The sequence below is a fragment of the Streptomyces viridochromogenes DSM 40736 genome (genome assembly GCF_000158955.1).
Classification (GTDB): Bacteria; Actinomycetota; Actinomycetes; order Streptomycetales; family Streptomycetaceae; genus Streptomyces; species Streptomyces venetus.
Genome location: NZ_GG657757.1, coordinates 8,279,186 through 8,293,857, shown reverse-complemented (window position 1 = coordinate 8,293,857; position 14,672 = coordinate 8,279,186). Strand labels below are relative to the sequence as shown.

Below are 14,672 nucleotides of genomic sequence, written 5' to 3'. Positions count from 1 at the left end.
CGGCCATGGACGTCAGGGACGATACGACACCGGCCCCCACCCCAGCCCCTGCCACCGCCGTCGCGGACGACGCTCCCCCGGCGGTCAAGCGGCGGCTGCGGCTCATCACGATCATCGCCACGTTCGGTGGTCTGCTCTTCGGCTATGACACGGGCGTCATCAACGGCGCCCTGCCCTACATGACGGACGATCTCGGACTGACCCCGGTCACCGAGGGCATGGTCACGAGCTCGCTGCTGCTGGGTGCCGCGCTGGGCGCGGTGACCGGCGGCCGATTGTCGGACGCGCGCGGCAGGCGGCGCAACATCCTGCTGCTGGCCGTGCTGTTCTTCGTCGGCGCGCTCGGCTGCACGCTCGCCAAGACGACCGAGGTGATGATCGTGGCGCGGTTCGTGCTCGGTCTCGCGGTCGGCGGTGCGTCGGTGACCGTGCCGGTCTACCTCGCGGAGGTGTCGCCGGCCGAGCGGCGCGGCGCCCTCGTCACCCGTAACGAGCTGATGATCGTCAGCGGTCAGCTGCTGGCGTTCACGTCCAACGCGATCATCGCCCAGGTCGGCGGCGAGTCCGGTGGCGTGTGGCGCTGGATGCTGGTCGTCGCCACGCTGCCGGCCGTGGTGCTGTGGTTCGGCATGCTGGTGATGCCGGAGAGCCCGCGCTGGCTGGCTTCCCGGAGCCGTTTCGGCGAGGCCCTCGAAGTCCTCAGGCAGGTGCGGTCGCAGGCCCGCGCGGAGGCCGAGCTGAAGGAGGTCACCGCGCTCGCCGTCAGGGACGAGCAGGAGAAGCTGGGCGGCTGGCAGGACATCAGGAGCACGCCGTGGGTGCGGAAGCTGATGTTCGTCGGGTTCGGCATCGCGATCGTGCAGCAGATCACCGGCGTCAACACGATCATGTACTACGGCACGCAGATCCTCACGGACGCCGGTTTCGCCGCCGACAGTGCGCTGACGGCCAACATCGCCAACGGTGTGATCTCGGTGCTGGCCACCTTCGTCGGCATCTGGCTGCTCGGGCGGGTCGATCGCCGGCCGATGCTCATGACCGGCCAGATCGGTACGACCGCTGCCCTGTTGCTCATCGGGATCTTCTCCCTGGTGCTGCCCTCGGGCGATCCACGGGCGTTCGCGGTGCTCGCCATGACGGTCACGTTCCTCGCCTTCCAGCAGGGTGCGATCTCGCCGGTGACCTGGCTGATGCTGTCGGAGATCTTCCCGATGCGGATGCGCGGCTTCGGTATGGGGATGGCGGCCGTGGTGCTGTGGCTGACCAACTTCGTGATCGGGCTGGTCTTCCCGTCCCTGGTCTCCGGGATCGGGATCTCCCACACGTTCTTCCTGTTCGTGGTGGCGGGCGTGCTGTCCCTCACCTTCGTGAAGCTGTACGTCCCCGAGACCAGGGGCCGCACGCTCGAGACCCTCGAGGCCGAGCTCCGGACGCGCTTCTCCTGACCTGCTCCCGACCCTCTCCTGACCTTCTGCAAGGAGTGCATCATGACCGTACGAGTCGGCGTCATCGGCGCCGGAATGATCGGGCAGGACCACGCCCGGCGGCTCACCGAGGTCGTCACGGGGGCGAGTGTCACGGCCGTGGCCGACGTCGACGCCGAGCGCGCCGCCGAGGTGGCGGCCCGGTTCGGCGCCACCGCGCTGCCCACCGGCGCGGAGCTGGTCGCCTCCCCGGACGTGGACGCCGTCCTCGTCACCTCCTGGGGACCGACGCATGCCGAGCACGTCCTGAACGCGATCGCGGCCGGCAAGCCGGTGTTCTGCGAGAAACCGCTGGCGACGACCGCCGAGGACTGTCTGCGGATCGTGGAGGCCGAGCGGGCGCACGGCCGCCGCCTTGTGCAGGTGGGCTTCATGCGCCGCTTCGACGCCGGTTACCGCCAGATGAAGGAGGTGCTGTCGACCGGTTCGCTCGGCGTCCCGCTGGTCGTGCACTGCGCCCACCGCAACCCGACGGTGCCGGAGTCGTACCACTCCGCCATGGCCGCGCAGGACACGGCCGTGCACGAGATCGACGTGCTGCGCTGGCTGCTGGACGACGAGATCGTCTCGGCCCAGGTGGTCACCCCGCGCGCCACGAGCAAGCGGTTCGGGCACCTGAAGGACCCGCAGATCATGGTCTTCGAGACGGCCGAGGGCGTCCGCGTCGACCTGGAGGTCTTCGTCAACTGCCAGTACGGCTACGACATCCAGTGCGAGATCGTCGGCGAGGACGGCCTGGTCCGTTTGCCCGATCCGGCGGCCGTCGGGGTCCGCACCGCGGCCCGGCACGGCACGGGCGTGCTGCAGGACTGGAAGGACCGCTTCGCGGAGGCCTTCGACACCGAGTTCCGCGAGTGGGTCGCGTCGGTGGCGGCCGGCACCGAGCCCACCGGCCCGTCCTCCTGGGACGGTTACGCCGCCACCGTCATCACCGACGCCGCCGTCCGGTCCCTGGAGTCCGGCGGCGAGATCGTCGCCGTCGACATGAAGCCCCGTCCCGCGCTCTACGGAGGCACCGCGTGAAGATCGCCCTCGACCCGTACATGTTCCGTGCCCTGCCGATCGACGAGATGGTGCGCACGGTCGCCGAACTCGGCTACGAGTACATCGAGTTGTCGCCCCGCGAGGACTTCATGCCGTTCTTCCTGCACCCGCGCGCCGACGACGAGCGGGTGCAGGAGCTGAAGAACGCGCTGCGCAGGCACGATGTGCGGCTCTCCTCGGTGCTGCCGCTGTACAAGTGGTCCTCGCCGGACGAGACCGAGCGGCAGGCGGCCGTCCGCTACTGGAAGCGGATGATCGAGATCACCGTGGAGCTCGAATGCCCCTTGATGAACTCGGAGTTCAACGGCCGCCCCGAGCGCGCCGCCGAGAGCGAGGCCGCGTTCTGGCGGTCGCTGGAGGAACTGCTGCCGGTCTTCGAGCGGGAGGGCCTCGCCCTGAACCTGGAGGCCCACCCGGACGACTTCTGCGAGGAGAACACCCCGGCCGTCGATCTCGTCCGCGCGATCAACAAGCCGTGGGTGAACTACCTGTACTGCGCTCCGCACTCCTTCCATCTGTCGGGGGCATCGGAGGCGGGCGCCGACATCGCGGCGATGATGCGCTACGCCGGTGACAAGCTCCAGCACGTGCACATCGCGGACTCCTTCGACCACAAGGGGTCGAGCGGCCTGCGCTACATCCTGAACCCGCCCGGCACGGCGGCCCGGATACACCAGCACCTGGACATCGGTCAGGGCGAGGTCGACTGGGACGTCTTCTTCGGCACGCTGCGCGAGCTGGGTTTCGACGGTGTCGCCACGTCCTGTGTCTTCGCCTGGGAGGAACGCGCCCGGGAGTCGTCGGCGTTCATGCTGGACCGCATCCGGAAGGAGCTGGCCGCCTAGGACCGCTGCCCGGGCCGGGCGGCGCGTCAGGAACTGGTGAGGATCACGAGCTCCCGCGTGGCCCGGGTCAGCGCCACATAGTGGTCGACGGCGCCCTCGATGCCGTCGCCGAAGTCCTCCGGGTCGACCAGGACGACCAGGTCGAACTCCAGTCCCTTCGACAGCTCCGGGGTGAGCGACCGGACCCGGGGCGAGGGCGGCCGGAACGCGGGATCGCCGATGACACAGGCGATCCCGTCGGCGTGTCCGGCCAGCCAGGTGTCGAGGATCGAGGTCAGCTCGGTCGTGGCCCCGTGCCGGACGGGTACGCCGCCGCTGCGGATCGAGGACGGCACGTTGGCGTCGGGCAGCACGGCACGGATGACCGGCTCAGCCTCCGCCATGATCTCCTTCGGGGTGCGGTAGTTGATGCTGAGCGAGGCCAGGTCGATCCGGTCCAGCCCCACCCGTTCGAGCCGTTCCCGCCACGACTCCGTGAACCCGTGCCGGGCCTGGGCGCGGTCCCCGACGATGGTGAAACTCCGCGACGGGCAGCGGAGCAGCAGCATCTGCCATTCCGCGTCGGTCAGCTCCTGCGCCTCGTCGACCACGACGTGCACGAACGGTCCGGCGAGCCGGTCCGGGTCGGCGGCGGTCACGGCGCTCTCGTCCACCAGGGAGTTCCGCATGTCCTGTCCGCGCAACATGATCAGCACGCCTTCGCCGTCGTCGTAGGTGTGCGCCTCCAGCAGGTCGTCGATGACGTCCTCCATGCGGTCCTGCTGGGCGGCGACGGCGGCCTCCTGCCGGCGCCTGCGGCGTGACGCCTCCGGGTCGCCGAGACGCTGGCGTGCCGCGTCCAGCAGCGGCAGGTCCGACACGGTCCAGGCCTGGGGGTCCTCGCGTTGCAGCGTGCGTACGTCGTCCCGGGTGAGCCAGGGGGCGCACATGCGCAGATAGGCCGGCACCGACCAGAGGTCCCCGACGAGATCCGTCGCCTCCAGCAGCGGCCATGCGCGGTTGAAGGCCGTGCGCAACTCCCTGTCCCGCGACAGCGACTTGCGCAGCAGGTCCTCCGAGACCTCGCCCTCGTGCTTGTCGACGAGGATCGTGAGGAGCTCCTCCCAGACCTGGTCGCGTGCCTCGTTGTGCGGGGTGCCGGGCTCCGCCGCGTCGAACGCGACGGCCCAGTCCTCGGCGCTCAGGCGGATGTCGGACCAGTGGGTCGTGACCGTCATGCTCCCGGTGGGCGGTTCCTCGTAGAAGCGGACCGCCTTCTCGACGGCCCGGACCATGTCGGCGGACGACTTCAGCCGGGCCACCTCCGGGTCGGTCTCCTCCCCCGCCGTGGCCCCTTCGTCGACGAGGTCCCGAAGGACGCAGGTCTGTACGCCCTCCTCGCCGAGGCTGGGCAGGACGTCGCAGACGTAGGCCAGGTAGGGCCGGTGCGGGCCCACGAACAGGACGCCGCCCCGGCGGTGCTGCCCGAGACGCGGGTCGGAGTAGAGGAGGTAGGCGGAGCGGTGCAGGGCGACGACGGTCTTGCCGGTGCCCGGGCCGCCGTCGACGACGAGGGCGCCGCGGGACCCGGCACGGATGATGGCGTCCTGGTCGGCCTGGATGGTGCCGAGCACGTCCCGCATCCGGGGCGAACGGGTGGTGCCCAGGCTGGCGATGAAGGCGGACTGGTCGTCCAGTGCGGCGTGCCCGGCGAAGCCGTCCGCGGTGAACACCTCGTCCCAGTAGTCGCTGATCCGGCCGTCGGTCCAGCGGTACCGGCGGCGGCTCCTGAGGCCCATCGGGTCGGCGTGCGTGGCCCCGAAGAACGGTTCGGCCGCGGGGGAACGCCAGTCGACCAGCAGCCGGCGGCCGTCGCCGTCCGTGAGGCCGAGCCGTCCCACGTACACGGGCTCGGAGTCGTCCGCGCCGACCATGTGCCCGAGACACAGGTCCAGTCCGAAGCGGCGCAGGGCGCGCAGCCGGGTGGTCAGCCGGTGGATCTCGGCGTCCCGGTCCATCGCCTGCCGGCCCTTGCCGCCGGGTGCCTTGCGCTCGGCCTCGAGACGGTCGGACAGTTCGGCGATCGACTGCTCCAGGCACTCGGCGACGGCCGCGAAGTGCCGCTCGTCACCGGCGATCAGCGTGGGGTCGGCCTTGGCCGAGAGGCGGTCGGGGAGATCGAACGCGCTGGTGGTCAGGGGGGTCACGTCATGCTCCCGTTTTCGCAGGTCCTGGCTCAGGCCGGACAGTTTGCGGCATCACGGGGGCCTTGCCGCAAGACCCCCTGTGTGCTATAGGTTGAGAGTGGCAAGGAGAGGGCTCCTTGCCTTTCTTGTTTTCTGCCGCTCCTGTTTTGGGCTTTGCCGGTTCTTGCGGGACCGGCCGCCCATCCGCCGTTTTCGTATGGCACGCTCTGTCGTCCAGGCAGCGTGGAGAGGCGGCGGCATGCGCATAGGACTGCTGGGCACCGGACCCTGGGCGCAGATGGCCCACGCACCCGCCTTGAGCGGGCATCAGGAGCTGGACTTCGCAGGTGTGTGGGGCCGCCGCCCCGAGGCCGCCAAGGAGCTGGCCGAGCGGCACGGTGTGGGAGCGTACGACGATGTCGACGAGCTGTTCGCCGAGGTGGACGCGGTCGCCGTGGCACTGCCGCCGGACGTGCAGGCCGGGCTCGCCGCGCGGGCGGCGCGGGCCGGGTGTCATCTGCTGCTCGACAAGCCTCTGGCGCCGACGGTGGAGCAGGGGCGGGCCGTCGTCGAGGCCGTCGAGGGGGCTGGGGTCGCCTCGGTCGTGTTCTTCACGACCCGCTTCCAGCCCGAGCCGGCGGCATGGATCGCCGAGCAGGCCGGAGTGCGGGGCTGGTTCACGGCCCATGCGCAGTGGCTGGGGGCGGTGTTCACCAGCGAGAGCCCCTTCGCGACGCCGTGGCGGCGGGAGAAGGGCGCCCTGTGGGACGTGGGGCCGCACGCCCTGTCCGTACTGCTGCCGGTGCTCGGCGACGTGCGGCACGTGACGGCGGCCGCCTACGGCCCGGGCGACACCGCCCATGTCGTCCTCGACCATGCCGGCGGTGCGTCGAGCACCCTCACCCTGAGCCTGACGGCCCCGGCCGAGGCGACCGGTGCCGCCGTGGAACTACGAGGGGAGGCCGGGGTCACGTGCCTTCCCGACAGCTCCGACGGGGCGGTGCCGGCGCTGATGCGGGCCGCGGACGCCCTGCTCGCCGCGGCCCGGACCGGGCGTCCGCACGCGTGCGACGCGGCGTTCGGCCTCCGGGTGACGGAGATCCTGACGGCGGCCCAGGACGTGCTGAACGGTGACGCCGTTTGAGCCGGCGGTCGCTCAGCGTCTTCCGACGGTTCACCACTGGTAGAGGTACTGGTTCCAGGTGCCGTAGTAGCCGGTCCCGTAATACCTCCACGCGTCGGTGTCGAGCAGCAGCACGTGGCCACCCCAGTAGGCCGCTTCGTTGAGCTGGAACACGGCCCACCATCCCGTGTTGCGTGTCGGGGTGTTGCTCCTGCGCACCGCTCGGGACTGGAACCAGGCCCACATGTCCCGCGCTCGGATGGGCCGACGGGCGTAGGTGTAGCACCGGGCGTTGATGTACGGGTTGGCTGTGGTGAGTTCGGTGTATCCGGCGCGGATGAAGGCGTCGGAGAGGAAGTGGGCGCAGTTGTTGGCGAACGTGTCGCCGCCGAGGCAGCTTTCCGTCCAGTGGCTTCCCACGGAGGACAGGGGCGGAAGGACCCTGGGCACCGTCACCTGGGCCGTGTCCCCGCCGGCGTAACTCGGGGCGCCCGCCAGTCCCTCGCTCGGTGGAGGGGCGATGTGCTCCATCTGCTCGTCGGCCACCGACGCGCTCGCCGCGGTCGGATCCCCCGCCAGTCGGGGGGAAGCGGGCGGCGCGATGTGCTCCATGGCGACCGTGAAGGAGTCCTCGGGTTCACCGGCGCGTATCCGGCTCATGCGGAAGGCTGTTGCTCCTGCCCTCACCCACACCCTGACCCGGTCCTCGCCGAGCTGCTCCCGCTCCATGATGTCGGAATTGGCGAAGGAGTAGACGGATTCGTCGGACACCACCACCACGATGTTCCCCGGGATGTTCCCGTCCTCGCGGCTGTAACCCTCGAAGGGGACAGTCGAATTGTGCTTCGCGGCCCTCTCCATAAGCGAACTGAGGTCGCCTTGTTGAGCCTTCATGAAATGCTCGGCCATTTTTGATTTGCTCCTCAATGGTCGACAGTCTTGAGTACTTTGCGGATCACATCTCCCGTTTCAGCGTGCACCTGCATGCCGATTTGCGCCACTCGTGGGGTTGTGCTTACCAGGGCGACGTGCGACTGGGCGACGTACGATGAAAAAGGCATTCGCCGAGAACCCCGCACAGCGCACGAGAGGGGCATTTCCGTGACTTCGCTCGTCGACTACCGGAGCAACAGGATCGTCCAATTGATGCAGGAGCCCGTGGAGCGACGCGATGCGGCGTGGTTGCGGGAATCCTTGCAGCAGGCCGTCCTCCTTGAACTCGCCACGCTCCCGCCCTACTTGTGCGGCCTGTGGTCGATCAAGGACCCCGTCCAGGACGAGGGCGTCTTCAACGCCATTCGAGAGATCGTCTTCGACGAGATGTCGCACCTGGGCCTCGCCGGCAATCTCCTCACCACCATCGGCGGCTTCCCCCACCTCTCGGACGAGAGGACGGCTCCGGCATATCCGGGACCGCTGCCCGGCGGCGTCCGGCCGGACCTGACCGTCTCCCTGAGCGGCCTGACCAAGAACTCCCTGGACATGTACGCGCGCATCGAGGAACCCGACCACCCGATCGCCAAAGCCGACACCTACACCTCGATCGGAGCCTTCTACAGCGCCGTCCTGGCGGCGTTCAGGGAACATCCGGAGCTGATCACCGGGTCTCACCAGCTGACCAGGAACATGGCGCACCACGGCCAGGGCAACACCATCGTGGCCATCGGAAACCTCGCGGACGTCGAGGCGGCGATCGGCGTGATCAAGGAACAGGGCGAGGGCACCTCGGCGTCCCCGGAGAATCCCCATCCCGGAGACGCCGGCGAGTTGGCCCACTACTACGTCTTCCGCGAGATCTACCACGGCCGCAAACTCGTCAAGACCTCCGAGAACCCGGACCGGTGGGAGTTCGTCGGCGACCGGATCCCCATGCCTCGCTGCCGGCCCATGGCAACCGTGCCGTCCGGGGGCTGGGGAACGACGGGCGTGTCGGCGCCCGACGCCGACACGAGGCGACTCCTCGACGAGTTCAACCACGTCTACAGCGAGATGCTGCGGCTCCTGGAAGCGGCTTGGAAAGCGGATCTTCCGGCGACGAGGAAAGATCTGCTGAACAGGGCCGTGCACCAGATGTCCGACCTCCAGCGGCGTGCTCCGACGCTGATGGATCGTCCACTGCCCGGCGGCAGCGGCGAGACCTACGGCCCGGAGTTCCGGTACGTCCCCGTGTGAGCGGGCCGCAGGCGCATCGCCGGTTCCTATACGGGCCGGAAGTTGAGCCGCTCCTTGACCACCGGGAAACCGGCCTTCGCGAAATTCGCCGCCATGGGGACGTTGCCAAGGTCCGTCGCCGCGGCGATGAACTCAGCGCCGTGGTCGACCAGCCAGTGGGTGCATTCGGTCAGCAGGTCGTAGGCGTAGCCGTGGCCTCGCTGGTCCGGCAGGACGCCGATGAAGCCGATGCACGGACCCGACGGGTTGTGGGCCGGAATGTGGATGCCGACCGGTTCGCCCCGCGGTGTGTGCGCGACCTGCCACCACTCGCGGGGCGAGGGGCACCAGTGGAAGAAGTCGAGTTCCTCCTGGGCCGCCTGGTCGAGGCCGCCCTCTTCGATGGCCTTCAGTGCGTGGACGTCCAAAGTGGCGGAGTGGATGCGGCGCAGCGCGTCAAAGAACACCGCGTCGTCCGGTTCGGAGCGGAACACCAGGCGTCCGGGCCGGTCGGGCAGGCCGTGGTCGGGGGTCCAGCGGTACAGGAGGCGTTCCACCAGGAGTTCGTAGCCGGCCGTCCGGGCGGCGGTGAATCGGGTCTCGGCCGCGGCGCGCAACGCCGGGTCGTCGCGCCAGCCGGTGGGCAGGTTCAGCTCCAGCTCCACCTGCCAGGGGGCGGAGCGCAGGAGTGCGGCGCCCGCTTCCTCCTCGCCTTCGGCCACGTCGAACCAGTTGAGGTTCACGGGCTCGGTGTCGTCGGGGCCACCCCACCAGGCGCCGCGGGCGACGACTCGGCCATCGCGCAGTGCCACCCGTTTCCAGTCGGGGCGGTGCCGGGTCAGCCGGTGGCCCTCACGGGCGCCCAGCGGGTCGGACAGGGTGTTGAAGAGATCGGCGTCGCTCGTGTCGAGCGCGCGGATGACCACGTCAGTCATGGACTTCCTTCGGGATGCAGGCTGCGGAGAGCGCTCCCGGTGAGGTCAGACGTGACACGCCGGGACGAGGGGCAGGGAGCGCCGGGACGGTGTGAACTGCACGACTCGGCCCTCCTTCCACGGGTCTCGGGGCGTGGCGGGCCACACGCTACGGGATCACCCGAGGGTCCGTCCATCGCTTTCCCGGCCTGGCGAGGGCCGCCCTGCCGACCGCCCGAGGCCCGGCGTGCGGCGCTCGATGGGGCGTAGCAGCGTGGTGGTGTGAGCAGTGTGCGCGGCCGGCTGCCGCGCCGGTACGGGTACCGGGACCTGGACCGGCGCGGCTGGCTGCGTGGCGCACCGCCGCCGCTCTGGGCAAGGGTGCTGCCGACGGCGATGCTGGCGGGTGTGTGCGTGGCGGAGCTGATCAGTCCGGAGCCGCTGGACATCGGTTTCCTGCTGGGAGCGATCCCGCCGCTGGCGGTCCTGGCACACGGACCGGTCGCGACGGCGGTGCTCGGCGGCCTCTCGGTGGTCGTGCTGACGGTTCCGCTGTTCCGTCTGAACGATCCGGGCAGCACCGATGTCCTGACCGTGTGCTTCGTCGCGCTGCTGAGCGTGCTGCTGTCGTTCGTCCGCAGCACACGTGACGCCCAGCTGGTCACCGAGCGGGCCGTCGCCGAGGTCGCGCAGCGGGCCGTCGTGCCGCCGCTGCCGGAGCGTGTCGGGCCGGTGCGGTGCGCGGGACTGTACCGGGCCGCGCAGAGCGGGACGCTGGTCGGGGGCGACTTCTTCGATGTACGGGCAGGCCCCTACGGCGTACGCGCGGTCATGGGCGACGTGCAGGGACACGGGCTGTCGGCCGTCGACACCGTCGCGTCGCTGCTGGGGGCGTTCCGGGAGGCGGTGCTGGACGAGCCGGATCCGGAGGGCGTGGCGGCCCGGCTCGACCGGAGGCTGGCCGTGGACTCCGCGGGCGAGCCGCATGCCGAGCTGTTCGCGACGGCGGTGCTGATGGACTTCTCCGCCGACGGGGGTGTGGTGCGGATCGTGGCGTGCGGGCAGTCCGGGCCGCTGCTGCTGCGGGACGGGCAGATCCTCGAGCTGGACGTCGAGCCGGGCACGCCGCTCGGGCTGGGCCTCGCCGAGGTGACTCCGCCGAAGGTCGTCTCGGTGCGGCTGCGCTCCGGTGACCGGCTCTTTCTGGCGTCCGACGGGGTCACCGAGGCCAGGGACGCCGACGGGGCGTTCTATCCCCTGCTCGAGCGGCTGCCCGGCCTTGCCGACGCGGATCCGGGCGCGCTGGCCGAGCGGGTGTGGAGCGATCTGGTGCGGCACTGCCCGGACGTCCGGGACGACGTCACGATGCTCGTGCTGGCCCCCGGCCGGCAGGGCGGGAACTGACGGCGGCGGCGTCCCGCGGTACGTCGCGGGACGCCGCCGGCCGGTCAGGCGGTCGGGGCGTCAGTGCCCGATCTTGCACTTGTTGCCGATGGCGGGGTTGAAGGCGCCGAAGAAGTTGACCGAGTTGCCGCAGATGTTGGCGTCGATGTCGATGGGGATCTGCACGACGTTGCCGGAGAGGACGCCCGGGCTGTGGTGGGCGATGCCTACGGGGCCCTGGTCGGCGCTCGCCGTACCGGCACAGGCCAGGAGGGCGGCGCAGGCCAGACCGGCAGCGGCGGTCACACGTACGCGCATGGGAAAGCTCCTTGTCAGTCGCGGGGACATGTGCCTCCACGGTCACCCGGAGCACGACGACGCGACATCGGCAGGCGTCCGAACGGGGGTGTCCGTGCGTCCGCCGGCGGACGCACAGCGTGTGGGGCCGGCAGCCGACCCTGATCCGGCGAACGCCGCCCCGCGCGGCACCCGGCCGGGAACCGGATGCGGTCCCGCGGGCTGACCGGCGGCCGACCGAGGGCCTGGTGTACGTCGTGCAGGGGGGCGGGCCTGTCGGCCATCGGCCGAAGATCGACCGGACGCGGTCCGGGGAACCCGCAGGCTACCGGTCGACCGGACGCCTCTCGGTGAGACCGCCGACGCCGACCGGGGGCCCGGCGGACGCCACATCGGAAGCTCCGCCGTCGGTCGGCCGATGATCTGCCAGGCACATCCCCGGAGCCCGCCGGCAGCCGGTCAAGGATCCAGCGGATGCCGTCGCGCCGGACCGAAGGCCGATGATGTGCCGGACACCGCCCCGCGGGGGCGTCGGCGGCCGACGCCGGCCCTGCGGGGTGTGGTCCCGCGGGCTCCGGTCGTCGGGTGGGCACCGTGCGAAGGGGCTGTCGGTGGGGTCACTGGTGGGTCCGCCGCTGTGGAGTGCGGGCTCTTCCGGATGCACGCCGGGCTCGCGCGTTGAATGGTGGTCTCGGACCCGTTTTTCAGCACCGGGGCCGCACCAGCGATCCGGACCCTAGGAGCAGAGAACATGTCGAAGCCAGAGCCCCACGCGTCCCGGCCGCCCGAGGACCGTGCCACCCCGGACCGCCTGCTCCACGCCCGCACCGGCACCGACGTCTCCCCGGAGGACCTCGTCCTGGCCTCGGGGAAGGACCTCACCCCGCACAACCTGGAATGGGCCAAGCGCAAGCTGGCCGCGGAGGGCCCGGCCGCGCTGGAGAAGCTGCTGCCGTAGCCCGCAGGGACGCCCCGGGCCCCGAGAAGCACCGGCCCGCGCGGGGGCGCGCGGATGCGGTGGGGTCACGCCCTGCCGTCCTCCTCGGGCAGCGCGTCCTCCTCCACCACGTGGACCGCCGCCTCCTCCGCGCCCGCCGCGCCCCCGTCGATTCCGGCGTCCGTGGCGACGGACTCCTTCGTCGTGTCGGGGTGGGCTCCCTCGTCCGGGGCGACCAGACGCCCGGCGCGGGTGGTACCGGCTTCGGGGTCGACCGGTTCGCCGTCGCCGTCGGGGGTGTCGCCCACGCCGTCGCCGGTGGGCTCGGCCGACACGTCGGGGACCTCCTGCGCAAGGCGTTCGTCGAGGGTCTCGCCCTCGTGCTGCTCGGCGGCGGTGGTGCCGCTCTTGGTGACGCCGAGCGGCTTCTCCGGCGGGGAGTAGCCCTCGTCGAGGGTGTCGTCATAGGTCCGTTCGTCAACGGCGTCCTGAAGGTCCAGCGGCGCGGCGTCCTCCTGCTCCTCGTTGCCGCCGGTGGGCTGGTACGCGTCGTCCGCCATCGGTTCGGAGTGCATCGGTTCCGTGCCCATCACTTCTGCCTCCCTGTCGCGCTGCGTCGACTCGTGGGTCTCATGTGCCCGTTCCGCGTTTCCCGTTACGCGGGCTCTAACCTCGGCCGATCGGTGGTGGAGGTCACCCCTGCGCATCCCCCGACCACTTCTCCTCGATGCGCCCGACCTTCCACACCCGCAGCGCCACCACCCAGGTCGCGACGAAAGCCGACGGACAGCGGGCGCCGACCCTCGCCCATCAGGTTGCGGGTGGTGTTGTCGATGGCGGCGATGTGGTCGGCGTCGAAGGCGTGCCGCATGCCGAGCGTGTACGCGGTGACGCCGATGCCGATGCCGAAGGTCTGGGTGCCGATGGTGCGGTGCTCGGGGGCGACGATCGCGACGAGGGTGAGCCAGCCGATCACATGCAGGGCGACGATGACCGCGGCCATCCCCCCGACCCTGGTCCACTCCTGCCGCGTCATGGAGGCGCGGACGCGGCGCCCGGCCGTGCGCTGGGCGGGGGCCGGGGCGTGGAGGGGAGGCGTGGACTCAGGGGCGGCCGTCATCGGGGGGAGGGTCTTTCTGTCGGACGGACGGCTGCGCTTCACAGCCTCGCGCCATCCTCCGGTACCTGCAACTCATGCGCAGTAAAGCCCGTGGCAGGTCTTGTTCACGGAACCCAAAACTCCGAAACCGTCCTCGGCGATGACCGCCCCTCGCGGCGCCGTGGGGTCGAGGTTCCGGTCAGGTGCGTGCGGGCGCCTGCGCGACGCGTGGGGCGGCCCCGGGCGTCAGGGAGCCGGTGCGACGCGGACGTCCAGGTCCGAGATCCGGTGGACGGGCCAGGTGCGGGCGTAGCGGGGCGCAGTGCCGCCGGCCGGGCTGATGTGGGCGACCGGGAGGCGGTCCGCGGTGCGCAGGACGTCCGCCACGGTGGTGTTCTCGTTGTGGCCGGAGGTCGCACCCGAGGAGCAGCCGGTGTAGTAGCCGATCGGGATGGCCTCGTGGCCGGTGAGCAGGCAGGGTGGGCGGACGCCGAGGCGGTGCAGTGCGCCGGCGGTGCGGTCCCAGTCGCGGCGGCTCTCGGTGTTGCGGGCCACGGCTCCTTGCAGGACGGCCAGCTGCACCGCCAGATGCCCGGCCAGCCCGAGTGCGACCAGGGCGGCGGCGACCGGCCGCCACGTCCCGCGCGGGGTTCTGACCAGGTGCCACAGGGCGTCGGCGACCGGGATCGCGAGCAGTGCGTAGGCCGGCTGGAGGAAGCGGGGCGCCGCGTATCCGATCATGAACAGGTACGGCAGGGCGGCGGTGGTGGCGCAGGCGAGTGGAACGACGGTCCGTGACGGGCGCCGGGCCCGGAAGGCGACGACCAGCGCGAGGCCGGCCAGCACGGGCAGGACGAACCACCAGGCGGTGACGAGCGGGTGGGGCATCGAGCCGGTGCACGGCCGGCACAGGGCCCGTCCGCCGAGGCTGCGCAGCTGGTCGTCGACGGCGATCTGCCAGCCCAGTCCGCCCTGGATGCGGGAGGCCTCCGCCAGTCGCTGCCCGAGGCCGCCGTGGTCGGTGTAGGCCTCGATCACCCAGTCCACGGCACCCGCCGCGAGGCCCGCCGTGAGGGCGAGGAGCAGGCGCCCGTGGCGGCGTATCAGCGCGAGGACGAGCAGGGGCGCGGCCACGTAGACCGCGTCGGTGGGGCGCATCCACGCCATGAGCGCGGCACCTGCGGCGACGCCCCACAGGGCCGTCCGCGCGGTGTGTTCCGCCCGCGCCCG

13 protein-coding genes and 1 pseudogene are annotated in these 14,672 nt (G+C 71.0%); 7 read left to right on the top strand and 7 right to left on the bottom strand.

Going from position 1 to position 14,672, the window contains the following annotated elements:
• Positions 1-5 precede the first annotated feature (5 nt).
• The 3 genes from SSQG_RS36395 to SSQG_RS36385 are packed head-to-tail and all read left to right on the top strand — an operon-like array spanning position 6 to position 3,373.
• Entirely contained in the window at positions 6-1,445 is a 1,440-nt protein-coding gene (locus SSQG_RS36395; protein ID WP_003995002.1) for a sugar porter family MFS transporter, read from the top strand.
• A gap of 42 nt (positions 1,446-1,487) precedes the next feature.
• Positions 1,488-2,507: a Gfo/Idh/MocA family oxidoreductase gene (locus tag SSQG_RS36390; RefSeq protein WP_003995001.1), complete on the top strand. Its 1,020-nt coding sequence runs from the start codon at positions 1,488-1,490 to the stop codon at positions 2,505-2,507.
• Positions 2,504-3,373, top strand: coding sequence for a sugar phosphate isomerase/epimerase family protein (locus tag SSQG_RS36385; RefSeq protein WP_003995000.1), 870 nt, complete (start codon positions 2,504-2,506; stop codon positions 3,371-3,373). Before SSQG_RS36390 ends, SSQG_RS36385 begins: the two co-directional genes overlap by 4 nt.
• A gap of 26 nt (positions 3,374-3,399) precedes the next feature.
• Here the strand turns inward: SSQG_RS36385 and helR are convergent, their stop codons facing one another.
• Positions 3,400-5,559: an RNA polymerase recycling motor ATPase HelR gene (helR, locus tag SSQG_RS36380; RefSeq protein WP_003994999.1), complete on the bottom strand. Its 2,160-nt coding sequence runs from the start codon at positions 5,557-5,559 to the stop codon at positions 3,400-3,402.
• A 238-nt stretch (positions 5,560-5,797) separates the two neighbouring features.
• Here helR and SSQG_RS36375 point away from each other — a divergent pair, with 238 nt between their 5' ends.
• Positions 5,798-6,682 carry a Gfo/Idh/MocA family protein gene (locus tag SSQG_RS36375; protein WP_003994998.1) on the top strand — a complete coding sequence of 295 codons (885 nt, stop codon included), beginning with the start codon at positions 5,798-5,800 and terminating at the stop codon, positions 6,680-6,682.
• Between the two features lie 30 nt (positions 6,683-6,712).
• Here the strand turns inward: SSQG_RS36375 and SSQG_RS36370 are convergent, their stop codons facing one another.
• Positions 6,713-7,570, bottom strand: coding sequence for a hypothetical protein (locus tag SSQG_RS36370; protein ID WP_003994997.1), 858 nt, complete (start codon positions 7,568-7,570; stop codon positions 6,713-6,715).
• Positions 7,571-7,762: 192 nt separating this feature from the next.
• Between SSQG_RS36370 and SSQG_RS36365 the strand changes: the two genes are divergently transcribed.
• Positions 7,763-8,833 (top strand): ferritin-like domain-containing protein, encoded by a 1,071-nt coding sequence (locus SSQG_RS36365; protein WP_039934433.1) that lies wholly within the window; start codon positions 7,763-7,765, stop codon positions 8,831-8,833.
• Positions 8,834-8,859: 26 nt separating this feature from the next.
• On the opposite strand, the gene SSQG_RS36360 is transcribed toward SSQG_RS36365, so the two are convergent.
• On the bottom strand, positions 8,860-9,747 hold the full coding sequence (locus SSQG_RS36360) for a GNAT family N-acetyltransferase (protein WP_003994995.1): 888 nt from the start codon (positions 9,745-9,747) through the stop codon (positions 8,860-8,862).
• Between the two features lie 261 nt (positions 9,748-10,008).
• Between SSQG_RS36360 and SSQG_RS36355 the strand changes: the two genes are divergently transcribed.
• Positions 10,009-11,130 (top strand): PP2C family protein-serine/threonine phosphatase, encoded by a 1,122-nt coding sequence (locus SSQG_RS36355; protein WP_078506983.1) that lies wholly within the window; start codon positions 10,009-10,011, stop codon positions 11,128-11,130.
• A 60-nt stretch (positions 11,131-11,190) separates the two neighbouring features.
• On the opposite strand, the gene SSQG_RS36350 is transcribed toward SSQG_RS36355, so the two are convergent.
• Entirely contained in the window at positions 11,191-11,427 is a 237-nt protein-coding gene (locus SSQG_RS36350; RefSeq protein ID WP_039934431.1) for a chaplin, read from the bottom strand.
• Positions 11,428-12,157: 730 nt separating this feature from the next.
• Here SSQG_RS36350 and SSQG_RS36345 point away from each other — a divergent pair.
• Positions 12,158-12,364 carry a hypothetical protein gene (locus tag SSQG_RS36345; protein ID WP_003994992.1) on the top strand — a complete coding sequence of 69 codons (207 nt, stop codon included), beginning with the start codon at positions 12,158-12,160 and terminating at the stop codon, positions 12,362-12,364.
• 65 nt (positions 12,365-12,429) lie between these two features.
• On the opposite strand, the gene SSQG_RS36340 is transcribed toward SSQG_RS36345, so the two are convergent.
• From SSQG_RS36340 to SSQG_RS36330, 3 genes and pseudogenes are all read right to left on the bottom strand, one after another.
• A complete protein-coding gene (locus SSQG_RS36340) occupies positions 12,430-12,918 on the bottom strand; it encodes a DUF5709 domain-containing protein (RefSeq protein WP_003994991.1) in 489 nt (162 codons plus the stop codon).
• A 185-nt stretch (positions 12,919-13,103) separates the two neighbouring features.
• Positions 13,104-13,463: pseudogene (locus tag SSQG_RS36335) on the bottom strand (HoxN/HupN/NixA family nickel/cobalt transporter); the annotation flags it as partial.
• Positions 13,464-13,688: 225 nt separating this feature from the next.
• A partial coding sequence (locus SSQG_RS36330) for a hypothetical protein (RefSeq protein ID WP_039934427.1) occupies positions 13,689-14,672 on the bottom strand: 984 nt, incomplete at its 5' end.